The sequence below is a fragment of the Saccharothrix sp. ALI-22-I genome, from assembly GCF_001984175.1.
GTDB lineage: Bacteria > Actinomycetota > Actinomycetes > Mycobacteriales > Pseudonocardiaceae > Actinosynnema.
In genome coordinates, this window is sequence record NZ_MTQP01000069.1 from 403,413 (window position 1) to 427,230 (window position 23,818).

General features: G+C 69.6%; 25 protein-coding genes. 13 read left to right on the plus strand and 12 right to left on the minus strand.

Translation table 11 applies throughout. The annotated features are described in order from the left end of the window. Positions 1–27 precede the first annotated feature (27 nt). On the minus strand, positions 28–750 hold the full coding sequence (locus ALI22I_RS43955) for a CoA-transferase subunit beta (RefSeq protein WP_077012051.1): 723 nt from the start codon (positions 748–750) through the stop codon (positions 28–30). 29 nt (positions 751–779) lie between these two features. Continuing rightward, positions 780–1,577 (minus strand): CoA transferase subunit A, encoded by a 798-nt coding sequence (locus tag ALI22I_RS43960; protein ID WP_077011502.1) that lies wholly within the window; start codon positions 1,575–1,577, stop codon positions 780–782. Positions 1,578–1,767: 190 nt separating this feature from the next. Here ALI22I_RS43960 and ALI22I_RS43965 point away from each other — a divergent pair, with 190 nt between their 5' ends. The 3 genes from ALI22I_RS43965 (at position 1,768) to ALI22I_RS43975 (ending at position 6,088) form a co-directional block, all read left to right on the plus strand. Beyond that, the gene (locus ALI22I_RS43965; protein WP_077012052.1) at positions 1,768–3,342 is read left to right on the plus strand and encodes a DUF4331 domain-containing protein; all 1,575 of its coding nucleotides are present in this window, start codon (positions 1,768–1,770) and stop codon (positions 3,340–3,342) included. Positions 3,343–3,413: 71 nt separating this feature from the next. Beyond that, positions 3,414–4,673 carry a tetratricopeptide repeat protein gene (locus tag ALI22I_RS43970; protein ID WP_077011503.1) on the plus strand — a complete coding sequence of 420 codons (1,260 nt, stop codon included), beginning with the start codon at positions 3,414–3,416 and terminating at the stop codon, positions 4,671–4,673. Then, positions 4,670–6,088, plus strand: a complete 1,419-nt coding sequence (locus ALI22I_RS43975; RefSeq protein ID WP_077011504.1) for a nickel/cobalt transporter — start codon at positions 4,670–4,672, stop codon at positions 6,086–6,088. The genes ALI22I_RS43970 and ALI22I_RS43975 overlap by 4 nt, the downstream gene beginning before the upstream one ends. Before the next feature lie 177 nt (positions 6,089–6,265). Here ALI22I_RS43975 and ALI22I_RS43980 read toward each other — a convergent pair whose 3' ends face one another. Then, entirely contained in the window at positions 6,266–6,643 is a 378-nt protein-coding gene (locus ALI22I_RS43980; RefSeq protein ID WP_077011505.1) for a YybH family protein, read from the minus strand. Between the two features lie 99 nt (positions 6,644–6,742). Between ALI22I_RS43980 and ALI22I_RS43985 the strand changes: the two genes are divergently transcribed. Further along, positions 6,743–7,624 (plus strand): LysR family transcriptional regulator, encoded by an 882-nt coding sequence (locus ALI22I_RS43985; protein WP_077011506.1) that lies wholly within the window; start codon positions 6,743–6,745, stop codon positions 7,622–7,624. A gap of 45 nt (positions 7,625–7,669) precedes the next feature. Here ALI22I_RS43985 and ALI22I_RS43990 read toward each other — a convergent pair whose 3' ends face one another. Continuing rightward, the gene (locus ALI22I_RS43990; protein ID WP_077011507.1) at positions 7,670–8,341 is read right to left on the minus strand and encodes a maleylpyruvate isomerase family mycothiol-dependent enzyme; all 672 of its coding nucleotides are present in this window, start codon (positions 8,339–8,341) and stop codon (positions 7,670–7,672) included. A gap of 116 nt (positions 8,342–8,457) precedes the next feature. On the opposite strand from ALI22I_RS43990, the gene ALI22I_RS43995 reads away from it, so the two are divergent. Continuing rightward, positions 8,458–8,850 (plus strand): hypothetical protein, encoded by a 393-nt coding sequence (locus ALI22I_RS43995; RefSeq protein ID WP_238598876.1) that lies wholly within the window; start codon positions 8,458–8,460, stop codon positions 8,848–8,850. Positions 8,851–8,909: 59 nt separating this feature from the next. Here the strand turns inward: ALI22I_RS43995 and ALI22I_RS52650 are convergent, their stop codons facing one another. Then, a complete protein-coding gene (locus tag ALI22I_RS52650) occupies positions 8,910–9,230 on the minus strand; it encodes a carbohydrate-binding domain-containing protein (protein WP_083752461.1) in 321 nt (106 codons plus the stop codon). 3 nt (positions 9,231–9,233) lie between these two features. Further along, entirely contained in the window at positions 9,234–10,628 is a 1,395-nt protein-coding gene (locus ALI22I_RS44005; protein WP_077011508.1) for a PP2C family protein-serine/threonine phosphatase, read from the minus strand. Positions 10,629–10,723: 95 nt separating this feature from the next. Between ALI22I_RS44005 and ALI22I_RS44010 the strand changes: the two genes are divergently transcribed. The 3 genes from ALI22I_RS44010 (at position 10,724) to ALI22I_RS44020 (ending at position 18,716) form a co-directional block, all read left to right on the plus strand. Continuing rightward, entirely contained in the window at positions 10,724–15,175 is a 4,452-nt protein-coding gene (locus ALI22I_RS44010) for a HAMP domain-containing protein (protein WP_143532757.1), read from the plus strand. Between the two features lie 318 nt (positions 15,176–15,493). Further along, on the plus strand, positions 15,494–16,732 hold the full coding sequence (locus tag ALI22I_RS44015) for a WXG100 family type VII secretion target (RefSeq protein ID WP_077011509.1): 1,239 nt from the start codon (positions 15,494–15,496) through the stop codon (positions 16,730–16,732). A 73-nt stretch (positions 16,733–16,805) separates the two neighbouring features. After that, positions 16,806–18,716: a hypothetical protein gene (locus ALI22I_RS44020; RefSeq protein WP_077011510.1), complete on the plus strand. Its 1,911-nt coding sequence runs from the start codon at positions 16,806–16,808 to the stop codon at positions 18,714–18,716. A gap of 115 nt (positions 18,717–18,831) precedes the next feature. Here the strand turns inward: ALI22I_RS44020 and ALI22I_RS44025 are convergent, their stop codons facing one another. From ALI22I_RS44025 to ALI22I_RS51670, 3 genes are read right to left on the minus strand one after another with little or no spacing between them, the layout of a single operon-like run. After that, entirely contained in the window at positions 18,832–19,695 is an 864-nt protein-coding gene (locus ALI22I_RS44025) for an aminoglycoside phosphotransferase family protein (protein WP_077011511.1), read from the minus strand. Continuing rightward, complete coding sequence (locus tag ALI22I_RS44030; protein WP_077011512.1) at positions 19,692–20,024, minus strand: STAS domain-containing protein; 333 nt, start codon at positions 20,022–20,024, stop codon at positions 19,692–19,694. The genes ALI22I_RS44025 and ALI22I_RS44030 overlap by 4 nt, the downstream gene beginning before the upstream one ends. 11 nt (positions 20,025–20,035) lie before the next feature. Then, entirely contained in the window at positions 20,036–20,176 is a 141-nt protein-coding gene (locus tag ALI22I_RS51670) for a hypothetical protein (RefSeq protein ID WP_179118553.1), read from the minus strand. Positions 20,177–20,237: 61 nt separating this feature from the next. On the opposite strand from ALI22I_RS51670, the gene ALI22I_RS44035 reads away from it, so the two are divergent. Then, the gene (locus ALI22I_RS44035) at positions 20,238–20,624 is read left to right on the plus strand and encodes an ATP-binding protein (protein ID WP_077011513.1); all 387 of its coding nucleotides are present in this window, start codon (positions 20,238–20,240) and stop codon (positions 20,622–20,624) included. A gap of 74 nt (positions 20,625–20,698) precedes the next feature. After that, a complete protein-coding gene (locus tag ALI22I_RS44040) occupies positions 20,699–20,932 on the plus strand; it encodes a hypothetical protein (RefSeq protein ID WP_077011514.1) in 234 nt (77 codons plus the stop codon). 70 nt (positions 20,933–21,002) lie between these two features. On the opposite strand, the gene ALI22I_RS44045 is transcribed toward ALI22I_RS44040, so the two are convergent. After that, a complete protein-coding gene (locus ALI22I_RS44045; RefSeq protein WP_077011515.1) occupies positions 21,003–21,203 on the minus strand; it encodes an antitoxin in 201 nt (66 codons plus the stop codon). 243 nt (positions 21,204–21,446) lie between these two features. Between ALI22I_RS44045 and ALI22I_RS44050 the strand changes: the two genes are divergently transcribed. Continuing rightward, positions 21,447–21,686, plus strand: a complete 240-nt coding sequence (locus ALI22I_RS44050; protein WP_077011516.1) for a hypothetical protein — start codon at positions 21,447–21,449, stop codon at positions 21,684–21,686. Positions 21,687–21,795: 109 nt separating this feature from the next. Here ALI22I_RS44050 and ALI22I_RS44055 read toward each other — a convergent pair whose 3' ends face one another. Both ALI22I_RS44055 and ALI22I_RS44060 read right to left on the minus strand, forming a co-directional pair. Beyond that, the gene (locus ALI22I_RS44055) at positions 21,796–21,999 is read right to left on the minus strand and encodes a cold-shock protein (protein ID WP_077011517.1); all 204 of its coding nucleotides are present in this window, start codon (positions 21,997–21,999) and stop codon (positions 21,796–21,798) included. Beyond that, positions 21,996–22,268 (minus strand): hypothetical protein, encoded by a 273-nt coding sequence (locus ALI22I_RS44060; protein ID WP_077011518.1) that lies wholly within the window; start codon positions 22,266–22,268, stop codon positions 21,996–21,998. Before ALI22I_RS44060 ends, ALI22I_RS44055 begins: the two co-directional genes overlap by 4 nt. 314 nt (positions 22,269–22,582) lie before the next feature. Here ALI22I_RS44060 and ALI22I_RS44065 point away from each other — a divergent pair, with 314 nt between their 5' ends. Beyond that, complete coding sequence (locus tag ALI22I_RS44065) at positions 22,583–22,810, plus strand: hypothetical protein (RefSeq protein ID WP_143532758.1); 228 nt, start codon at positions 22,583–22,585, stop codon at positions 22,808–22,810. Between the two features lie 186 nt (positions 22,811–22,996). Then, the gene (locus ALI22I_RS44070) at positions 22,997–23,773 is read left to right on the plus strand and encodes a peptidoglycan-binding domain-containing protein (protein WP_238598938.1); all 777 of its coding nucleotides are present in this window, start codon (positions 22,997–22,999) and stop codon (positions 23,771–23,773) included. Positions 23,774–23,818 lie beyond the last annotated feature (45 nt).

Genomic DNA, 23,818 nt, shown 5'->3' on the forward strand with positions numbered 1-23,818 from the left:
CTCCTGTTCGTCGTGCCGAGGGGGAATTCAGTGCTTCAGCGCGCGCAGGACGGCGAGTTCGCGGTCCGTCGGCGGCTCGGTGCGACCGAGGTCGTCGGCGAGCTTCAGGTCCCACCCGGTGCGTTCGCGCACGGTCTCCACCTCCACACCGGGGTGGAGCTGCACGAGCACCAGCTCGCAGGTGCGCGGATCGGGTCGCAGCACGCCCAGGTCGGTGATCACCAGCTGCGGTCCGGCGCCGGTCAGGCCCAGCTTCTCCCGCTCCCCCGGCCCGGAGCCGAAGCCGAACGAGGTGACGAAGTCGACCCGGTCCACGAACGCCCGAGCGGTCTGCCGGACCACCACGACGACCTCGCGGCACGACGCGGCGATCTCCGGCGCACCGCCCGCGCCGGGCAGCCGCACGCCGGGGTTGCGGTAGTCGCCGCCGATGACCGTGGTGTTGATGTTGCCGAACCGGTCCAACTGGGCCGCGCCGAGGAAGCCGACGTCGATCCGGCCCGGCTGCAACCAGTAGTTGAAGATCTCCGGCACGCCGACCACGCTGACCGCGGTGTCGGCCAGCACACCGTCCCCGATGGACAGCGGCAGCCGGTCCGGTTTCGCGCCGATCGTGCCGGATTCGTAGATCAGCACGAGGTTCTCCGCGTGCGTGCGGCGGGCCAGGTTGGCCGCGGTGCTGGGCAGTCCGATGCCGACGAAGCACACCGCCCCGTCACGCAGGGCCCGCGACGCCGCGACCGTCATCATCTCGTCGGACGTGTACTCGCTGTCGTCGGTCACGCGACACTCTCCAACCACTGCGCGAACTTGTCCCGGTCGCGGCTGATCTCGTCCCACGCCAGGTAGAAGTCGTTGTCCCGCACGGAGTAGTCGTGCGCGTAGGACGGGTGGGCGCCGCCCGGCGCCTCGGCGACGTAGTCGATCACCCAGGACGGCAGCACCACCGCACCCGGTCGCGGCTCCAGCTCGTCCACGATCTCCTCGACGGTGACCAGCGAGCGCGTCGCGGCCAGCACCGCCTCCTTCTGCACGCCCGTGATGCCCCACAGCTGCACGTTGCCCTGCCGGTCGGCCCGCTGCGCGTGCACGACCGCGGCGTCCAGGCTCAAGGCGGCGACGGCGGTCAGCACCTCGCCGGTGAACGGGCAGGTCACGGACTTGATGTTGGCGGTCTGGGCGGGCAGGTCCGTGCCGGTGTAGCCGCGCATCACGGCGAACGGCAGCCCGGACGCCGCCGCGACGTACCGGTTGGCCATGCCCGCGTGGCTGTGCTCCTCCAGTTCCAGCGGATTCGGCCAGCCGTGCTGGACCGCGTCGCGGAACCGGTGCAGCGAGCCCACGCCGGGATTGCCGCCCCAGGAGAACACCAGCTTGCGGGCACAGCCCGCGCCGATGAGCTGGTCGTACAGCACGTCCGGGGTCATCCGCACCAGGGTCAGATCGCGCCTGCCCTGCCGGATCACCTCGTGCCCCGCGGCGAACGGGATCAGGTGGGTGAACCCCTCGAACGCCACGGTGTCGCCGTCCCGCACGACGTGCGCCACGGCCTCCGCGAGGGGAGCGATGGTGGCCAATCCGACCTCCTGTTGTGCGCGGTCCGAACCGGCGACTTTGTCCGGCGAACGCTATTGAGCCCCCTCGCCGGGGGTCAACGGCAGCTTCCACTGACCGGAAGACAGCAACCCCTACGTTCTGAACCGGAAGTGCTCCCGGAACGAATTGATCAGTGAAAGCACGCTCGCGAATCCAGTGAAGGGATCGAGCATGTCCACACCGCTCACCAGCCGCCGCGCCACCAGGGTGGTCGCCGCGTTGGCCGCGGTCGGCGCCACGGCCCTGGCCACCGGCCTGTTCGGCACGTCCGGTGCGGGCGCGTCGAGCCACCGCGAGGCGCCGCTGATCGCGGGCGACCCGGCGGTCGACAACACCGACGTCTACGCGTTCGTGAGCCCCGACCACCAGGACACCGTGACGCTGATCGCGAATTTCTCGCCGTTCCAGGAGCCGAACGGCGGTCCGAACTTCTACCCGTGGGCGACCGACGCGCGGTACGACCTGAACGTCGACAACGACGGTGACGCCCGCGCGGACATCACCTACCGGTTCACGTTCCAGAACGACGACCGGCGCGGCAAGTCCACGTTCCTGTACAACAACGGCGTCGTGGACTCGTTGGACGACGAGAACCTGCTGTTCCGGCAGACCTACACGCTGGAGCTGGTGGACCAGCGCGGCGCGTCCACGAAGCTGGTGCAGAAGGGCAAGGTCGCCCCGTCCAACACCGGTCCGAAGTCGATGCCGGACTACGCCGCGCTGCGTGACCAGGCCATCACCCAGATCCAGGGCGGCGCGAAGGCGTACGTCGGGCAGGCCGACGACTCCTTCTTCCTCGACCTGCGGGTGTTCGACCTGCTCTACGGCGCGGACCTGTCCGAGGTCGGGCAGGACACGTTGAAGGGCTTCAACTCCAACACCATCGCGTTGCAGGTGCCGAAGGCGTGGCTGGCGTTGAAGGGCGACGCCAAGCGCAACCCGGTGATCGGCGTGTGGGGCGACACCGAGCGCCGCTCGATGGAGCTCAGCCCCGGCCGTTACCGGGCGCACGGCGAGTGGGTGCAGGTGTCCCGGCTGGGCAACCCGCTGGTCAACGAGGTCGTCGTGCCCGCGGGCCTGAAGGACACGTTCAACTCGTTGACGCCGGACCAGGACGGCAAGGTCAAGGAGCTGGTGGACCGGGTGACGAACCCGGAGCTGCCCCAGCTGGTCGAAGCCATCTACAAGATCCCCGCACCGAAGGGGAGGCGCGACGACCTGGTCGAGATCTTCCTGACCGGCATCACCACCAAGCTCGGCGGCCCCATCAAGGCGGACCTGAACTCGCAGGTCAACAACGCGGACGTGGACAAGCGGAAGTTCGTGCCCTCGGAACAGCTGCGGCTGAACATGTCCGTGGCGCCGGCGGCGGACCCGAACCGGCTCGGTGTGCTGGCCAAGGACAACCAGGGCTTCCCGAACGGCCGCAGGCTGACCGACGACGTGCTGGACATCGGCTTGCAGGCGCTGGAGGGCGCGGCGGTGAACGGCGTGGTCGAGGCACTGGCCGCCGGTGACAAGGTCGACGCGAACGAGAACGCGTTCGAGAAGAAGTTCCCGTACGTGGCGCTGCCCAACAACACCGCGGTCAACGCGGGTGCGGCGGACGTCGCGATCAAGCCGACAGCGGGCGGCGGCGGTCTCCCGACCGCGCCCCTGTTGAGCGGACTACTCGCCATCCTGCTGATCGGCGCCGGGGCATGGGTCCTGCGCCACCGTGCCCAGCAGGACTCCCCGACCGAGTAGTCCGGTCCCCCTTGGAGGGTTCCCCACCCTCCAAGGGGGCTTCTTCGTCTTCGCCCTCGTTGGAGGCCGCCATGCTCCGGCTCGTCGCCGTCACCGCCGTCGTGGGCGGTATCGCCCTGCTCGTCACGGCCGTATCTTCTTTTCCCACTTCGGAGGCGCCGGCGCAACCGGCGGGCGCGGTGGTGGAGGTCGCCTCGCACCGGACCGTCTCGGCGTTGCAGGACAAGCTGCGCCGGACGCCGTCGGACGCGGGGGCCTGGGCCGCGCTGGGTACCGCTTATGTCGAGCAGGCCCGGATCACCGGCGATCCGTCGTACTACGAGAAGGCGCAGGGTGCGCTGGACACGTCGATGCAGCACCAGCCTGCCGGGAACGGGTTCGCGCTGGTGGGGCTGGGTGCGTTGGCCAATGCTCGGCATGACTTCGCCGCTGCGCGCGATTACGCGTCACAGGCCGAGGCGTTGCTGCCGGACACGGCGGCTGTGTACGGGGTTCTGGCGGACGCGTTGACCCAGCTCGGGATGGCTCCTGAGGCCACCGCGGCGGTGCAGCGGATGTTGGATCTGGAGCCCGGGATCTCGTCGTTCACGCGGGCGGCTTACGACTTGGAGCAGCGCGGGGACGTGGCGGGGGCCCGCGAGGCGTTGGGGCGGGGGCTGGATGCCGCCGCCGCTGCGCCCGACATCGTGTTCTGCCGGTACCACCTGGGTGAGCTGGCGTTCGACAACGGGGATCTGGACGAGGCCTCGTCGCAGTACTCGCAGGGGTTGGCGGTCGATCCGCGGGACGTGATGTTGTTGCAGGGCCAGGCGAAGGTGTCGTTCGCCCGCGGGTCGGTGGACGAGGCGTTGCGGATGTACTCGGAGCTGGTGCAGCGCACGCCGTTGCCGCAGTTGGTGCACGAGCACGCGAACATGCTGCGTGCGGCGGGACGTGACGCTTCGGCGCAGTTCACCGTGTTGGAGCGGCAGTTCGCGTTGGTGCCGGACGATCTGGCGGCGTCCGTGGTGGCGGCCGATCGGGGTGACGCGGCGGCGGCGTTGCGGCTGGCGGAGTCCGAGTGGGGACGGCGGCAGCACGTGCTGGTGGCCGATGCGATGGCGTGGGCGTTGTACCTGAACGGGCGGCACGAGGAGGCGTTGACGTTCGCCGACCGTGCCGTGTCGGCCGGGTGGCACAACGCCGTGTTCCTGTACCACCGGGGGATGATCCTGGCCGCGTTGGGGCGTGAGGAGGCTGCGGGGGTGTTGGACGAGGCGTTGCGGATCAACCCGCACTTCTCCTTTGTGGACGCGCCGCGTGCCCGTGAGACGTTGGACGGTCTCCGGTGAAGCTTCTTGGCCTGGTTTTGTTGGGGTTGCTGGTATTCCTGGTGTTCCCGGTTCAGGCGGCGGCGCATCCGTTGGGGAATTTCACGGTCAACCACTATCACGGGATCACGGTGCACCCGGATCGGGTGACCGTGCGGGCGGTGGTTGATACGGCCGAGATTCCCACTTTGCAGGAGCGGCCTGCGGAGGTGAGCGATTACGCGTCGCGGGAGTGCTCGGCCCTGTCGCGGGCGACGTCGGTCGAGGTGGACGGTCAGGCGGTGCCGGTGGAGGTGCTGTCCAGTGCGGTCGAGTTCCCTCCCGGTGACGCGGGGTTGTCGACCACGCGGCTGACGTGCGTGGTCGAGGCTGCGGCGTCCGGTTCGACGGTCGCCGTGCGGGCCGGGTATCGGGACGACCGGATCGGCTGGCGTGAGATGACCGCCGTCGGTGATGGTGTCGCGTTGCTCGACCCGCCCGTGCCCGGGGTGAGCGTGACGAGTGAGCTGCGGACGTACCCGGACGACCTGCTGTCGGACCCGTTGGACGTGCGTTCGGTGGAGTTGAAGGTGGGCGCCGGTGCGTCCGCGCCGGTTGCCGGGCCTGTTGTGGGCGGTTCGTCGCTGTTGACGGCGGCTACGGCGACTTTCACGTCCTTTGCGGGCGACCAGGACCTCACGCCTCTGGTGGGTGTGCTGGCGGTGCTGTTGTCGCTGGTACTGGGGGCTTCGCACGCGGCGTTGCCGGGGCACGGCAAGACCGTCATCGCCGCTTACCTGGCGGGGCGGGCGGGGACGCCTCGTGACGCCCTGGTGGTGGGCGCGACCGTCACCCTGACCCACACGGCCGGGGTGCTGGTCCTGGGTCTGTTGATCAGCGCGACGAGCGCGGTGGCCGGTGATTCGGTGCTGAGGTGGCTGGGCGTGACCAGTGGCCTGCTGGTGACCGCGATCGGCGTCACCCTCCTGCGCAGCTCACTACGCCAACGCCGCCCGGTCCTGGTCAGCCACGGCCACGCCCCTCCCCCAGCCGACGACGCCGCACACGGCCACGGCCACGGGCACGGGCACGGGCACGGACACGGACACGGACACGGGCACGGACACGGACACGGGCACGGGCACGGCCTGGGACGCACCAGCCTGATCGGCATGGGCGTGGCCGGGGGCCTGGTGCCCAGCCCTTCGGCGCTGGTCGTCCTGCTGGGCGCGGTGGCGCTGGGCCGAACCTGGTTCGGCGTGCTGCTCGTCCTCGGCTACGGCCTCGGCATGGCCGCGACCCTCACCGCCGTAGGTCTGATCCTGGTCCGCCTACGAGACCGCCTGGCCGCCGTCGAACGCTTCCGGGACCGCTTCACCGCCCTACCCACCATCACCGCGGCTCTCGTCCTGGTGGTCGGCATCGGCCTGGCCGGACGCGCTGCCTTGGGTCTCTGACCTCGGAGCGGACACACCCCGCGCGCACCCAAGCCCCCTCCCCACCCCCGGCACAACGTCCGCGTGCCGAAGCGGTGCCAAGGGCCGGTCGTACCACCTGCCACGTGTGTGGCCCATCGGTGCCGCGCAGGGGTTGCCGACGTCGTGCAGGCGTTGCCGACACCGTGCAGGTCGATGTCACCGGGTCGGTTCGGCGGGCGGGGGCACGAACTCGGGCTGGTCGAGCAGGCGCAGCCAACTCCCGTCGGGCTGACGTCGGACGACCTGCGCGCGGGCCCCGCTCCCGTCCTTCGGCGGGGTCGCGGTGAGCGCGATGTCGCCGCTGATCAACGTCGGCAGCGGTGGTTCCGGTTCGAAGCGGGGACGGTTGGCCAGCACCTTTTCCCACAGCGCGCGGATCGCCGTCCGCCCCACGGTCCGGCTGCCGGGCGGGTAGGCCATCACCGCGTCCTCCTCGTACAGCGCCGCGACTCCGGCCGCGTCGCCCGCGTTGGACCGTTCGACGAACAGTCGGGTGAGGTCTTCGGGCCGCATGGCCTTCTCGTACTCCGGCATGGACTTCCTCCTTGCGTCGGGATTCGGTGCTTCCCAGGGTTGCCGTGACCCGATCAGAAGTCCAACAGATAGAAGTTATCGAGACTAGAATCTGCAGTCATGGACTTGAGGCAGCTGGAGTACTTCGTCGCGGTCGCCGAGGAGCGGAACTTCACCCGGGCGGCCGAGCGAGTGCACATCAGCCAGTCCGGGGTGAGCGCCCAGATCCGTCAGCTGGAGCGTGAACTCGGCGCCGAGCTGTTCGACCGGTCGGCGCGCGCCGTCACGCTGACCGTCGCGGGAAAGGCCGCGCTCGAACACGCCCGCGTCGCGCTCGCCGCCGCTGAGGCGGTCGCTCGGGCGGTGGGTGAGGTGGCCGAGCTGATCCGCGGCCGGCTCACGGTCGGGATGGTCGTCGGCTGCACCGTCACACCGCTGTTCGACGCCCTCGCCGCGTTCCACCGGGCCCATCCGGGTGTGGAGATCTCGCTGCTGGAGGACAACTCCGAACAGCTCGTCGAAGGCGTGCGTGATGGCACCGTCGACCTGGCTCTCGTCGGGACCGCCGCCACCCCGGAAGGGCTCGACGCACTGACGATCGTCAGCGAACCGCTCGTCGTGGCGGTCCCGGCCGGACACCCGTTGACGACATTGCGACGGATCACCCTGCGCGACCTGATTTCCCACCCGATCGTGTGTATGCCGACCGGCACCGGTCTACGCACGGTGTTCGACCAGGCGTGTGCGGCACAAGGCCTTCGACCGGTGATCACCTTCCAGGCCAGCGCCGCCGACGCGATCGCCGACCTGGCGGCACGCGGCCTCGCGGTCGCCATCCTCAGCGACTCGATGGCCGCCCGCTACCGCGATCGCCTCACCGCCCTCACCATCGACGACGTCACGACGCCCGCGCTGCTCGCCCTGATCTGGCGGAGCACCCACAACCCCGCGGTGCGGGAGCTGCTGGCGTTCAGCCGAAGGGCATTCGCCAAACCCGTTTGATCGGAACGACCCGGCTGAACACCGCGCGGTCGGCCGGAGGACCGCCTACCGACGCGCCGGGTACGAAGGCCAGGGGCCGAGCGCGGGCAGCGGCCCGGCCGAGGTGGGCGACTCGTCGGGAACGCGACCGGCGAGCCAGGCAGCCAGATCACGAACCCCGCCGCTCACCTCCGCACCCGTCCCCCACGTCCGTGGCACGTCGGTCGCCCGCAGCGACACGCCGTCCGGCAGCCGTGGCCGCAGGATGTCGATGGTGTGGCAGGAGAAGTCCGCACTCCACTCCGCCGGCCGGACGCCCAGATCCAGATCGACCAGGTGAATCCACACCTCACGCCACCGGGTGAACACGGGCGGGACGGGGTCGGCCACAGCGGGATCGACCGGCACCGACCAGTCCCCGACACTCGCCCACGCCCGGTCCAGGCGGTCGGAGTGCTCGGCGGTGGCGGCACGGTGTTCAGCGGCGGTGCGGGACGCCGTGGCCTCGATGATCGCGTCCCGTTCGCCCGGCTCCCACATCGCGACCTGTTCACCGCGCAACGCGTGCTCGACAACCCGGCTGCGGGCCCGAGCGGCATCCGCGAGGTGGGCGAGCACGTGACCCCGCGTCCAACCGGGCAGCAGGGACGGTTCCGCGACCTGGGCGTCGGTCAGATCGGCGATCACCTGGAGCAGACGCCGATGCGCCTCGGCCACGGCGTCGATGGGTGGTTCCACGTCACCCGATCTTAGCGGGCAGCTGATCTCTGTTCGGGTGATCTGCCCGTATCCGGCGACTGCTCAAGCCGTTGATCAACTGTGAGTTCTCGGCGCGCGCCCAAGGAGACCGGACCGTGCGTTTGGCTCAGAGGGAGCACCGGGCCGCACTCCACGCCTTCCGATCAGCGGTCGAAACCGGCGACCTGCAGGGCCTGCTCGACATCCTCGCGCCGGACGTCGTCGCCCTCAGCGACGGCGGAGGAGTCAAACATGCCCTGCTGCGGCCCATCGTGGGCGCGGACAAGGTGGCTCGCCTGCTGGCCGTCGGCTGGCGGAAGCGCGATGTGGAGAGGTCGGTCGAGCCGGTGCAGATCAACGGTGGCCCGGGGCTGCTCATCCGCGTCGACGGGGAGATCGACGGCGTGCCGGCGGTGCGGGTCGAGAACGGCTACGTCACCGGCGCCTACCACGTGCGCAATCCCGAGAAGCTGTCGGGCGTGGAGCGGGAGATCGCCGTGAGCCGCTGAGCTTGCCCAGACCGGCAGCGCCGGCAAATGGCGGCGGCGACAAGACCGAAAGCAACAACTCAGCCGCACTCCGGTCGGCCCGACCGGTGCCCCGACACCTTGACAGTCCATAGTGGATGATGGCGGGCTACGGCGGCTGCGGCGTTGACGGTGGCGCCGTCGACGTGGACCGTGCCGTCGCTGTGCACGGCGTCGTCCGCCGCGTCCACGGTGATCGTGCCGGACTGCACGACCAGACCGTCCTTGCTCGCGATGGCGTCGTTGCCGTTGCCCTGCACGGTCAGCGCCCCGCCACCGGCGACGGTGAGGTCGCCCGCGCTGAACAGCGCCGCGTTGACGTCGGCGGCGCCGGGGTCGGGGTCGCTGAAGCTGGTGGACAGCCGTTAACTCTCCGCCTGCAGCACCAAGAGGGTCAGGTCGTCGTGCTCCGTCGTGCCCAGCCAGTCGAACACGACGTGCCGCAGGTGCTCGGCCACCGCGTCGGCGGACAGCCCGGCGCACCTCGCCAACGCCGCCTTCAGCCGCACGTCCCCGAACAGTTCCTGCCGGTCACCGTGCTTGCGCGCCTCGGTCAACCCGTCGCTGTAGAGCAGCAGCGTCTCCCCCGGCGCGAGGGTCACCGTCGTCTGGTGGAACCGCACCTCCGCCAGCACGCCGACGATCCCGCCGTGCACCGCCACCTCGTCCACCCGCCCGTCACCGCGCAGCACGAGCGGCGCGGGGTGGCCGCCGGCGGCCAAGGTGAGGCGCAGGCCGCCGGACTGGACGGGCATCATCGTGCCGACGACCAGGGTGGTGAACAGGCGGCTGCCGGCCGCCCGCAAAGCGGCGTTGAGCAGGTGCAACAGCTGCGCGGGCCGCTGCTCGACCACCAGCAGGGTGTGCAGGCTCTGGCGCACCCGGCCGCTGTGCACGGCCGCCTCCAGCCCGTTGCCCGCCACGTCACCGAGCACGAACGCCGCGCTGCCGTCCTCACGCGGGTGGACGTCGTAGAAGTCGCCGCCGATCAGCACGCGCCGGTGCGCGGGCTCGTACACGCGCGCCAGCCGGACGCCGGGCACGTTCGGCAGCGTGGCGGGCAGCAGGTTCGCCCGCAGCGCGTCCACGGTCTGTTGCTGCTCGCTGAGCCGCGTGCCGGCCTCCACGGCAGCCGCCGCGCGGATCGCGAAACGTTTCAGCAGGTCCACGTTCCAGGCCCCGCCGAAGCACACCAGCGCGCCGCCCTCGGTCAGCGGCACGGCCACGCCGGCCCCGGACGTGCCCCACGGCCCCTCACCCAGATCGGTGAGTTCGGCGTGCTCGACCAGCCGGTCCAGGACGGCGGTGAAGCCGGGTGCGGTGTCCGCGACCTGCGGGGTGGTGCGGGCGACGGCGACGTCACCGGCGGGCGTGCGGCGCCACCACTCCAGACGTCCGCGCAGCCCCGGCATCACCACCACGGTGTGCTTAGCGGGTGCCAGCTCGACTACGCAGCGCAACAATTCCGCACGGTCCGTGAGCGGGGTCAACCGCCGGACGACCTCTTCCAGGTAGTCCTCGACACCCCGGTACCAGGCCACCCACCCGCCGCCCAGGTCCTGCTGTCGTCCCTGGTCCACCGGGGGCAGCGGCGAACCCGGCCGCGCCTCGGGGAACAGCACGGCCGCGAGGGGGTTGACCAGCCGGACGACGCCATCCGGGTCGAGCACGACCACGGCTTCACGGAAGCCGTCGACCACGCGACGCCACGCGTCGAGGTCGAGGCCCGTGTCGGCGCCTTGCCGGTAGCCTTGGGCCATCACGGCTCCTGTGTGTCGGGTCGACCCAACCTATCGGACAAGTTGCCTCCAACAGTGGCAGGCTTGGCTCAGTTGCGCTGACATCGGAGGCTCGTGTGACGACCGCCCAGGACGACACGGACGTGACCCTGGCCCGACTGCTGACCGCCATGCGGGAGATGAAGGACGGCAACTTCCGCCGTCGCCTCGTCGTGCCCCGTGACGGGGTGACGGCCGAACTGGCCGAGGTGTTCAACGAGATCGCCGAGCGCAACCAGTGGTTGGTCGGCGAACTCGCGCGGGTGCACCAGTCGGTCGGTCAGGAGGGCAGGCTGGGCGAACGGCTGCCGCCCAGCACCGGCACCGGCGGCTGGCAGCTGGCCGCGAACTCGGTCAACGGCCTGATCGACGACCTGACCAGGCCCACCGCCGAGCTGAGCCGCGTGCTCGCCGCGGTGGCCGAGGGCGACTTGTCGCAGGAGATCGTGGTGGACGCCCGTGGCGAGGTGGCCGCGCTGGTGGAGAGCTTCAACTCGATGACGGCGACGCTGCGGACGTTCGCGGGCGAGGTCACCCGGGTGGCGCGCGAGATCGGTACGGACGGCCGGCTGGGCGGCACGGCGGTCGTGCCGGGGGTGGCGGGCACCTGGAAGGACCTCACCGATTCGGTGAACTTCATGTCCGACAACCTGACCCAGCAGGTCCGCGACATCGCCCAGGTGGCGACGGCGGTGGCACAGGGCGACCTGTCGCAGAAGATCACCGTGACGGTGGCGGGCGAGATGCTGGAGCTGAAGGACACCGTCAACACGATGGTCGACCAGCTGTCGTCGTTCGCCGACGAGGTCACGCGTGTCGCGCGTGAGGTCGGTACCGACGGGCGACTGGGCGGTCAGGCCCAGGTGCCGGGCGTGGCCGGTACTTGGCGCGACCTGACCGACAACGTGAACTTCATGGCGAACAACCTGACTTCGCAGGTCCGCAACATCGCGCAGGTCGCGACGGCGGTGGCACAGGGCGACCTGTCGCAGAAGATCACCGTGGACGCGCGCGGCGAGATCCTGGAATTGAAGTCGACCATCAACACGATGGTGGATCAGCTGTCGTCGTTCGCCGACGAGGTCACGCGTGTCGCACGTGAGGTCGGTACCGACGGGCGACTGGGTGGCCAGGCCCAGGTGCCGGGGGTGGCGGGTACCTGGCGCGACCTGACCGACTCGGTCAACTTCATGGCGGGCAACCTGACTTCGCAGGTCCGCAACATCGCGCAGGTTACGACGGCGGTGGCACAGGGCGACCTGTCGCAGAAGATCGACGTCGACGCGCGCGGCGAGATCTTGCAGCTCAAGACCACGATCAACACGATGGTGGACCAGCTGTCGTCGTTCGCGGCCGAGGTCACGCGGGTGGCTCGGGAGGTCGGCAGCGATGGGCGGTTGGGTGGTCAGGCCCAGGTGCCGGGGGTGGCGGGTACCTGGCGCGACCTGACCGACTCGGTCAACTTCATGGCGGGCAACCTGACTTCGCAGGTCCGCAACATCGCGCAGGTCGCGACGGCGGTGGCGCGGGGCGACCTGTCGCAGAAGATCACGGTCAACGCGCGTGGCGAGATCCTGGAGTTGAAGGACACCATCAACACGATGGTCGACCAGCTGTCGTCGTTCGCCGACGAGGTCACGCGTGTCGCACGTGAGGTCGGCACCGACGGACGGCTGGGCGGTCAGGCCCAGGTGCCGGGCGTGGCCGGTACCTGGCGCGACCTGACCGACTCGGTCAACTTCATGGCCAACAACCTCACCGCGCAGGTGCGGTCGATCGCGCAGGTCACGACGGCGGTCGCGGGTGGCGACCTGTCCCAGAAGATCACGGTCGATGCGCGCGGTGAGATTCTGGAATTGAAGTCGACCATCAACACGATGGTGGATCAGCTGTCGTCGTTCGCCGACGAGGTCACGCGTGTCGCGCGTGAGGTCGGCACCGATGGACGGCTGGGTGGTCAGGCTCGGGTGCCGGGCGTGGCGGGGACGTGGAAGGACCTGACGGACAACGTCAACGTCATGGCCGACAACCTGTCCACGCAGGTGCGGTCGATCGCGGCGGTGGCCACGGCGGTGGCCGGTGGTGACTTGTCCAAGAAGATCGCGGTCGAGGCGAAGGGCGAGGTCGCGGCGCTCGCGGACACCATCAACGGCATGGTGGACACGCTGCGCGCGTTCGCCGACGAGGTCACCCGCGTGTCCCGCGAGGTCGGCACCGAGGGCATCCTCGGTGGTCAGGCCCGCGTGCCGAACGTGGCGGGCACCTGGAAGGACCTCACCGAGAACGTCAACTTCATGGCGAACAACCTGACTTCGCAGGTCCGCAACATCGCCCAGGTGACCACGGCGGTGGCGCTCGGCGACCTGTCGAAGAAGATCGACGTCGACGCGCGCGGCGAGATCCTGGAGCTGAAGACCACCATCAACACGATGGTCGACCAGCTGTCGTCGTTCGCCGACGAGGTCACGCGTGTGGCACGGGAAGTCGGCACCGAGGGCAAGCTGGGCGGTCAGGCCGAGGTGGAGGGTGTCTCGGGCACCTGGAAGCGGCTGACCGAGAACGTGAACGAGCTGGCCGGGAACCTCACCCGGCAGGTGCGTGCGATCGCCGTGGTGGCCACGGCCGTGACGGCGGGCGACCTGACCCGGCAGATCACCGTGGAGGCGTCCGGAGAGGTAGCCGAGCTCAAGGACAACATCAACCGGATGATCGGCAACCTGAGGGCGTCCACCCGCGCCAACCAGGAGCAGGACTGGTTGAAGACGAACCTGGCCCGGCTGTCCGGTCAGATGCAGGGCCACCGGGACCTCAACGCCATGGCGTCGCTGGTGATCAGCGAGCTGACACCGCTGGTGTCGGCGCAGCACGGGGCGTTCTTCCTGGTGAACCCCGAGTCCAGTGCCCTGGATCTGACCGCCTCCTACGGGTACCGGCCGCGAGGCGGGCGTCCCAAGCGGTTCATGCGGGGTGAGTCGCTGGTCGGGCAGGTCGCGGTGGAGAAGAAGACGGTGCTGGTCACCGACGTGCCGCCGGGGTACATCGAGATCGGTTCCGGGCTCGGTTCCGCGCCGCCCGCCAACCTGGTGATCCTGCCGATCGTGTTCCAGGGCGAGACGCTGGGCGTGATCGAGCTGGGGTCGTTCGGCGAGTTCACCGAGGTCCACCTGGACCTGTTGGACCAGCTCAAGGAGAACATCGGCGTCAACCTGAACACCATGCTGGCCAACGCGCGGACGGACAGCCTGCTGGTGGAGTCGCAGCGGCTGACCGAGGAGCTGCGGGCCGGTTCGGTGGAGCTGGAGGCGCGGGCGCGGCAGCTGTCGTCGGCGTCGAAGTACAAGTCGGAGTTCATGGCGAACATGTCGCACGAGCTGCGCACGCCGTTGAACAGCCTGCTGATCCTGGCGAAGTTGTTGGCGGACAACCTGGACGGCAACCTGAACCCGAAGCAGGTGGAGTTCGCCCGGACCATCCACTCGTCGGGTACGGACTTGTTGCAGCTGATCGACGACATCCTCGACCTGACGAAGGTCGAGGCCGGGCACATGCAGGTGCTGACCGACCCGGTGCGGGTGTCGGACGTGGTGACCTACGTCGAGACGTTGACCATGCCGTTGGCGGCGGAGAAGGGGCTGGACTTCGAGGTCGTCGTGGAACCCGATGTCCCGCCCACCCTGCACACCGACGAGCACCGGTTGCAGCAGATCTTGCGGAACTTGTTGTCGAACGCGGTGAAGTTCACCCACGAAGGTGAGATCAAGCTGCGGATCAGGGTGGTCGAGGGCGGCTCGGTGGCGTTCGACGTGCAGGACACCGGTATCGGTATCCCGGCGGACAAGCTGTCGGTGATCTTCGAGGCGTTCCAGCAGGCGGACGGCACGACGTCGCGCAAGTACGGCGGGACGGGGTTGGGCCTGTCGATCAGCCGGGAGTTGGCGACGTTGCTGGACGGGCGGCTGGATGTGCGGTCCGAGCCGGGGGTCGGGTCGACGTTCACGTTGTACCTGCCGTTGGGCGAGCAGGGTCTGGTGCCGCCGGTCGTGGCGGAGCCGGAGGCCTTGCCTGAGCTGCTGACGCCCGCTGATTCGGTGCCGCAGTCGTTGATCGCGCCGTCGGAGCTGCCGCCGGCGCCGATGCGGTTCCACGGTGAGAAGGTGCTGATCGTCGATGACGATTTGCGGAATGTTTTTGCGTTGACGTCGGTGTTGGAGCTGCACGGGTTGCAGGTGATCTACGCGGACAACGGGATCACCGGGGTGCGGGCGTTGGAGCAGTACGACGACGTCACGTTGGTGTTGATGGACATCATGATGCCGGAGTTGGACGGGAACGCGACCATGGCTGCTATTCGGGCAATGGCGCGGTATGCCGATCTGCCGGTGATCGCGGTGACGGCTAAGGCGATGAAGGGGGACCGGGAGAAGTCGTTGGCTTCCGGGGCTACGGATTATGTGACGAAGCCGGTGGATACCGAGCACTTGCTGCGGTTGATCGCGTTCTACCTGGGGGTTGAGCACGAGCAGGAGTGATCTGGTGGTTGCAGGGCCGTGTTGCACGGCCGTGGGTTGGGTCCGGCTCGTCGGCCCCCGGAGGTTTGTTGTGATCTTGGGGGATTGACTGGCGGGGATTGACTGGCTTCGTCGGCTTGCGGTGGTCCCCGTCGTGGGTTGGCGGTTGGCGGACGGCGGCGGGTCCGTTGTGGGTGATCGTTGGCTGGACGTTGGTGCGGCGTTGGCGGGAGTGCCTTGACTCCTCGATGCGGGCCTCGACGGTGGGCCCCGACGGGTTCGCGCCATATCCGGTGCGGTTCGACCACGTGCTCACGTGTTCCGAGGAAGGTCCGGCTCATGGCATCGGCTACCGCTGAACAGCCCAGGCTCAGGAAGGCGCTGGCCAGGCCTGAGTTCGCCCAGCGCATCGAGACGATCGGCCGCGAGGCTGAAGCCGAGCCCGAGTCCGTCGCGGGCCTGCCGTCTGGCTTGGGTGGTGCGGCGCCTGAAGGCGATCCGTTCCAGCGCCTGCAGGGTGTCGCCGGTTGGGTGATCGACTACGTGGCGTTCCTGCGGCAGCCGATCGACCAGTTGCAGGGAGACCCACGGAGCGTCAAGGCCACTTCCGACGCGATCAAGTCGGCGGCGGAGCGGATGCGGACGTTGACCGAGACGCACCGCACGACGTTGGCGCAGCCCGTGGGGTGGAGCGGCAACTCGCAGGAGGCGTTCAAGAGCAGCATGGACGCCCTCGGCCAGGAGTTGGACTCGCTGGCCAACGTGGTGGACAAGAAGGGCGTGGTCGTCGCCACGACCGGCGCGATGGTGCAGGCGCTGCGCGACATGGTCGTCGACCTGGTCACGCGGTACTCGGACTCGCTGGTGCCGGGCGCGATCACGGCGTATGTCATGGCTCCGTTCACGTTCGGCGCGTCCATCGCCGTGTTCCTCGGCTCAGTGGTGTCCAGCGCGGTGGAGTTGGGCACCGCCATCGCGGCGAAGATGGACAGCCTGGCCGCCGCGCTGACCCGCCAGGCGGACCGCTTGAAGAAGCTCGACGAGATCTCCGACGATGTCACCAAGGGCTGGGAGCGGTTCGACGCCGCCGCCGAGGGGACGACAAAGGCGAGCAGGATGCTGGCGCGCACTTCGTCGACCCCCGCGCAGGCCGCAGTGCGGCCCACCGGACGCCTTCTGTCCGACACCGAAGGCCTCACCATGGTACGACCCCTCCTGCTCACGGATGCCGAAGAGGTCACCACCGCTCGGCGGTCCACGGCCCCGCTCGAACCCGCGCAGTACCGCACGGCGATGGCCGTGGAAGCGCAGCCACTCCAGCCCACGCGCATGAGCCAAGCGGTCCACGCCACCGCCCCGCTCGCGCCGACGGAGTCGATGACCCATGTGAGGGCAGCGGAACAGCACGTCCTCCACACCAACCAAACGACAGAGGCTCCCCTTCTGAGGGCAACAGAACCACAGGTCCAAGCCCGCCAGGCGACTGAAGCCACCACGTACGTCAAGGCAACAGAACCGCAGGTCCAAGCCCGCCAGGCGACAGAGGCCACGTACGTGAGGGCGCCGGGTGCCGATTAGGCGCTGACGGCGGCCGAGCACCGGCGTCCCCTCTCAACCGGCTCCCTTCCCTGCACCCTGCGGAGGCATTCCCGTGGTCACCACCGATCTGTCGCCCACTTCGACCAGTCCACAGACGCCCAGCGGCGTCGGCTCGGGGTTCACGATGGAGCGGTCCGCTATGGACACGCTCCAGCAGCATGCGAGCGGCCTGCGCACCGGCTACGAGGAGGTGGTGTCGCAGTTGTCGGGGCAGACCCTGGTGGGCAACGCGCTGGGCACCGTGGGCGTGTCCTTCGTGGACGCGTTCAACAGTTCCGCCGGCAGGTCGATCGAGCAGGCGAACCGCGCCGCCACGACGATGGGCCAGGTCGGTGACCGCCTGAAGGCCACCGCGTCGACCCACTTCGACACAGACCGCGCCAACGGCGAGGAGTTCTCGAAGCTCGAACCCACTACGACCTCCGAGAAGCTGCCGGGCGCGCCATCGACGCCATCGGAGGAGAGGCCCCGGACCACCGGCGGCCAGGCACCGGCGGCCGTCCCTGCCGAGCAGATCAACGCCGGCCAGGAGACCGTCCCGCAGACCACCACCGCTACCGCGCCGACCGGACCGCTCCCCGGTACCGGCGGCCCGGCTCCTGATGCCGCCACGACGGCGTCCGCCCCGACGATGCCGAACGCCCCCGCTACGGCAACGATGCCCACGGCCCCCACCGCTCCCACTACGGCGGCGATGCCGGCGATGCCGAACATCCCGGATCCCGTAGCACGCATACCGGCGTTCGATGCGGGCGGTGTCGGTGGGACGGACTCGGCGGCTACCAAAACCGCATCAGCGGCGCAGATGTCGAGCGCTCCCACGGCCCCGGCTGCGGCCATGCCCTCAATTCCGGCCATGCCCCAGACTCCCGCGATGCCGCCGACTCCCGCGATGCCGCCGATCCCCTCGATGCCGGACATCCCCGGCATGACCAGCGGCACGGGCGTGCCGGGTGGAGCGAACACGCCGGGCGCCACCGGGAAGACGTCCGCACCGGGTCAGCTCGGGACGCCGGACGTGAGCGCCCCGACCGGCGGAGCCAAGCCGCCCGTCTCGGCCGGTGCCGTCAAGATGCCGGAGATCCCCCAGCCGACCGGTGGCACCACCTCCGCGGCCGTGCCCAGGATGCCCGCTATGCCGTCGATCCCGGACTTCCCCTTGCCGAGCGGCCCCGGCGGCGAAGCGAAACTGCCCTCGGCTCCCGACACGACCGGCCTGTCAGCACGGCTCAACCCGCCCACCATGCCGTCCATGCCGTCCATGCCGGATCTTCCCGGCAGCCCCCAGCAGGGCGGCGCAGGGCACGGTGGGGCCTCTGAGCCGGACAACAAGCCTTCGCAGTCGCCGAACGACGTGGCCGGCGACGCCCGCAAGCCGGGGGACGAGGGCCGCTCCGACCGACACCACGGGCAGGACGGCGAGCATGACGGCCGCCACCGTGAGCCCGGCGACGACCCGACGAAGCCCGACGGGCTCCGCGACGCGATCGGCAAGGACGAAAAGGACCAGCACGGATTCCCGGTCACCTCGGTGGACGGGAAGCCCCACATCGACTTGCGCGACATCCCGCAGGAGCAGGGTGAGCGCTGGTTGGACAACATCCGCGACATCATCGACACCAAGGCCGACGGTTCGTTCTTCTGGGCGGGCGACACCATCGACACCCAGGGGCAACGCCATTCGCTGATGGACCTGGCCGAATTCATGGCGAACCTGGACAACCAGGACAGCCCGAGGCCGGGGTTCGAGGCCGGTGCGGAGCCGTCTGCCGCCGTGGCCGCCAGTCCCGCGCGCAGCGCCAACGGCGACGTCTACGTCCTGCTAAGCCCTGATCGCGAGCCGGGCACCCCGGTCGACATGACCGATTTCCCGACGCTCCAAACCAACCCCAGGGTCGAGCGGGTGTTCGCCATCGACGTCGTGACCGGCAAGGAGCACCAGATTCACCCACCGGTGTCCTGAGAGGGCAACTGATGTTGCGGGAGCAGATCGATGAGGGTGACAAGGCCCTGACCGGGCGGTGGCACGCGGCACCGGCTCGGTATCCCCCTGGGCGCCGGCGATGTCGGCGGGGTGGTCAGGTCAGGGCGGTGATGAGGCGGTGGCAGCGGAGGGGGTCTTCGGTCAGGCCGTTGGCCTGGCCCCAGAGCCAGTAGTCGACGGCGCGGAAGACGACCCAGTTCCGGGCGTGGTCGAGGGGTAAGTCCGCCGAATCGGTGACGATGTCCAGGTGTCCGGTGATGGCGGTGTCGTCGGGCATCTCGTCGAGTCTGGTCCACAGGACGCGGGCCAGGTCGTAGGCGATGTCGCCGCGCAGCAGGATCGGGTCGACGGTGAGCCAGGGTTCGCGCGAGCCCGCCAGGACCTGGGCCGAGTGCAGGTCGCCGTTCACCGCCAGGTCCGACGACGTGGTGATCAGGGTCTCGGCCGCCTTCTCACCTTCGCGCAGGAACGCCACGTCGAACGGTCTCCCCTGGCGCGCCCAGGCGGCTTCCAGGGTTGAGGCGCGGGCGTGGGCCAGGTCGGCGGTTGATCGGGCGGTCGGTGGTGCGGACACGGCCAGTCGTCGGGCCATCACGCCGAGCACCGCCATCGCCTCGTCCGACGGCAGGTCGAGCGCGGTGCGGTGCATGTCCAGGCGTTCCAGGAGCATCGCGCTGGCGGTCGGGTCGGCGTCGATCAGGAGCACGGTCCCCCGGCCTTGCCAGAAGCGCAGCGCCTCGACGTGCGAGGTCACGTCCTCGCTGGGCGCGTTCAGCCGCAGCACCAAGGGCGTGCCGTCCCGCGTCACGGGGATCGCCAGCGCGTGCGAACCGTGTGCGACCGGGCCGTCGGGGCGGAGGTCCCAGACCGTCAACCGCTCCTCGATCGCCGCCGGCAGGGCGGCCAACCATGCCTGGTCACGAGGAATCGGCGAGTTCCGGAAGGTCTCGGGAATCACGCCGCAGGCGTGGTGGCCGACTCCACGGATTCGTGGATGTGCATGACCTCGGTCAACTCGGTCAGCCGGAACAGCTTGTGCACCGACGGTTGCAGGGACGCCATCCGGAACTGGCCTCCCACGCCATCCAGCCGGCGGTGCCAGTCGAGCATCAGGGACAGGCCCGTGGTGTCCATGAACGGCACGCCGCTCAGGTCCACGACCACCCTGGCGCCCGTGCTCTCTTCGAGGCGGTCGGACAGCATGGGGACGGTGTCCGCGTCGAGTTCGCCCGACACCGCGACGACCGTCCAGTCGCCCCGCACCTCACTGCGCACCTGCAACTCCATGGTGCCCGAGCCTAGGCCACCCGGTGCGTCTCACGTCGCCACCGTTCACCCGCCACGCCGCCGCCGGTCGCGTCACGGCCGCTGGTGGCGTCACACGCGCTGGTCACCGCCACGCCGCCGGTCGCGGCCAGACGGCCGGTGAGCGCGACCACTCGGTGATCGGAGCGGAGGATGTGCGACGATGCGGTGACGGCCGATCGACGGGGAGCGGATGTGCGCAACGAGCCAGCGGCGCCGGTGGCCGTGACGCTGCCCGCCTCAGCGGGCTCATCGGCGCGCGCGCGGCGGGTGGTGGGTGACGCGGCGTCAGCCTGGGGGCTGTCGGCCGACGTCGCCGACGATGCCGCCCTGGTGGTGACGGAACTGGTGTCCAACGCGGTGGACCACGCGACCGGCCCGGTGGGGTTGACCGTGACGCGGACCACGTCCGGAATGCGGATCGACGTGTCCGACCGCTCGTCCTCGCTGCCCCAGCCAAGACCGGTGCAGGTCGACTCGGCACGCGGGCGCGGGCTGATCATCGTGGCGGCGTTGAGCCGGTCGTGGGGCGCCGAGCCGACGTCCGACGGCAAGGTCGTCTGGGCCGAGCTGGAAGCCTGAGGATCACGGCACCGGTCGGCGTTCAGGATGCCGAAAACGGGTATCCGGGGGTTGTCGACTAGTGAGGAGGTCACGTGTCCACGACCGAAGCCGGTCAGGTGACCGGAACCCAGGACAAGGACTACAACATCATCTGGTTCGTCGAAGCGTGCCTGAGCAACGCGTTGCGGCTGGAGACATACATCTCCGACGCCGAGCGTGCGGGCGACGGGGAGCTGGCGGATTTCTTCCGCCGCGCTCAGGGTGAGAGCCGCAAGGGCGCCGAGCAGGGCAAGCAGCTGCTCGCGTCACGCCTTGCCCGACAGTAAGCGCACAGCGGTAGGACAGGAAGGGCCGCCCTCGACCGGAGGGCGGCCCTTGGTCCGGGTTCGGCGGGCGCTACTGCTGCTCGCGGAATCGGTCCAGACCCTCCTTGGCCTTGTCCGTGCCCTTCTGGATGTGCTCGGAGTGCTGACCGCCAGTCCGTTCGTCGGCGAATTGACCGGCCCGGTCGATGCCCTCGTCCGCCTTGTCGCCGTGCTGGCCGAGGGCGTCCTTGGCCTTGTTCTTCAGTTCGTCGAACTTGTCGCCAATGCCCATCTGCGCTCGAACCTCCTCCACGGGTGTCCCTCGTGGACACTCCACGGAATGGGCTACCGCAGTCCGGTGGGGTCGATGCACCCCGACCGACAAGTCACCCGATCGAGTTAGGCTGATGGTCGGCGCCGTCTTCCACGAGGTCGTGCAACCGGCCGCCGGCGAACCGACCGGGAACGCGCTCCACGAGACGACCCGGACGGTGCGGCTCGGGTACTGTCCGCGCACGGCTTCACGATCGTCCAATTGCGACACCTGCACCGGTACCCGCGGTTCACCACCGCGTTGGAGACGTGGGTGAGCCCGGTGGCACGCTTCCGCCCGCGTACCAGGTCCGACTGCGAAGTCCTGATAGGACTCTACGAGGAGCACGGGGTTGGGCGTGCTCGACGAGATGGCCCGGACCGAGGGCTGGACGACCGGGAGGACGACACGGCCGACCACACCCGGAGCGCGCTCCAGAGAGCCCTGCACCGGTACGCGTAGACCCCACCGACTGCCCGGACGGCACTGTCACAGGCAAGTCGGAGGTCGAGACGCGGTACTGCGAAGACCCGACGTGGTCGACGGCGAGGGGGCCGCCTGCCGACGCGGGTCAGACCAGCTGGACCGAAGTGGCCTGCGGACCCTTGGCGCCCTCGCCGATCTCGAACTGGACCGCCTGGTTGTCGGCGAGGCCGTTGTGGCCGTAGTCCTTGATCTGCGTGTAGTGCACGAAGAGATCGGCGCCGCCACCCTCGGGGGTGATGAAGCCGAAGCCCTTGGCGCCGCTGAACCACTTGACGGTTCCCTGGGTCATTCGCGTACTCCTGCCTGGTAGGCCGCGTCCGGCGCGTCCTGGTAGCTGTAGTCGGGCACGCGCTGCTCGGGGGCGCGCTGATCCTGCGCCCGCTCGTTCTGCGTGCGCACGGGGGCGTTGCCCGCCGGCGGGTCGGGCAGGCCGAGCATGAGGAGCAGCTCACGGCAGTCGTTCGCGTCGACCGAGTTGTCCGCGACGGTGCGGGCAGCCTGGCTGCGCTGGACGTTCTCGGCCCTGTCGGCCGCTGCGCGCGCGTCGGCGAAACCCACCGCGGCACCCTGTGATCGGCCAGATCTGGTCTGCGTCATGAGGACCCCGTCTCCCCTGCCTGCGGGACCGGACCACGCCGACGGCGGACATCGTCCCGCGCGCTGGAGTCGTCGTTCGGTTCGGCGTGCCCGCGGGCCGAGGGGGTAGAAGATGTGAACGGATTTTCCGGCGACAAGCCGGTGCTCCCGTCCCCGGCCCCAGAAGTACGGCCGGACTGGATCGGGGACCGCGCCGGCCTCGTGCCGACAGCTCGTGCCCCAACCTGGCGAAGTGTACTCCACCAGCACCTCATCACACGAAGTACGGTTCCGGTATGTCGGAAAATGCGGATGGCCCCGTGCTCGCGCCCACTCTGGTCGGGTGGCTGAAGGCGCGCGAGGAGACCGGGCAGCACCTGGCCACGGCGACGCCCCCGATCGACGCGGGGTGGGTGCAGCGCCTGGCCGACCTGCTGGCCACCGAGCGGTCGTGGCAGGACCAGTACACCGAACTGATCGCGCTGGGCAGTCCGGGCAACCGGTTCCCGTCGTCCAACCGTTGACCATGGTCGGTGTTTAACCAACCGCACGCTCCCGTAGTCAACTATTGCCAAGGGCTGTCGGTTGGCGCTTGACTGATTTCGATTCCAGTCCAGCGTCGACCGGAGGTGGATGTGGTCAACATCAGAGGCGCCGCAGTGGCCGCTGTGGTGATCGGGTGGATCGGCCTGGCGGTCCCCGCCGGCGCCATGCCGTCGGCACCGCCGCAGGCCGTGGCGCTGCCGACGGCCAACATGGAAGCCGTGCTCAAGGCCGCGCAGATCGATCCGCGCCGGGCCGACACGGCCATCACGACGGGCAGCGGCCCCAGCGTCCTGCTCGTCGAACGGGCGCTCGTCGCGAAGGGCTTGTTGTCCTCGACCTACGTGGACGGGCACTTCGGCACCAGCACCATCTCCGCCTACGCGGCGTACCAGCGGTCGCTGGGTTACACCGGGCTCGACGCGTCCGGCATGCCCGGACCGACCTCGCTGCGGCTGCTGGGCGAGACGACCTACACGGTCACCAACGCGGTGTCGGCGGGCAGCAAGGTCACCTACCACGGCAAGCTCATGAACACCCGCACCAAGGCCATGCTGGTCGAGGCGGAACGGCTGCTGGGCATGTCGTTGGGCGTCACCCAGGGCTCCTACAATCCCGGCGGCGTGGCCGGATCGGCCGGCACCCACGACGGCGGCGGCGCGTTGGACATCTCCGTGTCCGGCATGACGACGACCACCCGCACGAACGTGGCCAGGGTGATGCGGCAGGTCGGGTTCGCGGCCTGGGTCCGCACGCCGGCGCAGGGCGACTGGGGCTACCACATCCACGCCATCGCGCTCGCCGACCCGGACCTGTCCAGCGGCGCCCGCAACCAGGCGGGCGACTACTACCTGGGCTACAACGGGCTCGCCAACCGCGGCGCCGACGACGGGCCGGCGGTCAGCCCGAAGCGGACGTGGGAGGAATACCAGCGTTCGCTCTAGGCGATTCGGCGGCCATCGGGCTCTACGATGGTCCGATGGCCGTCC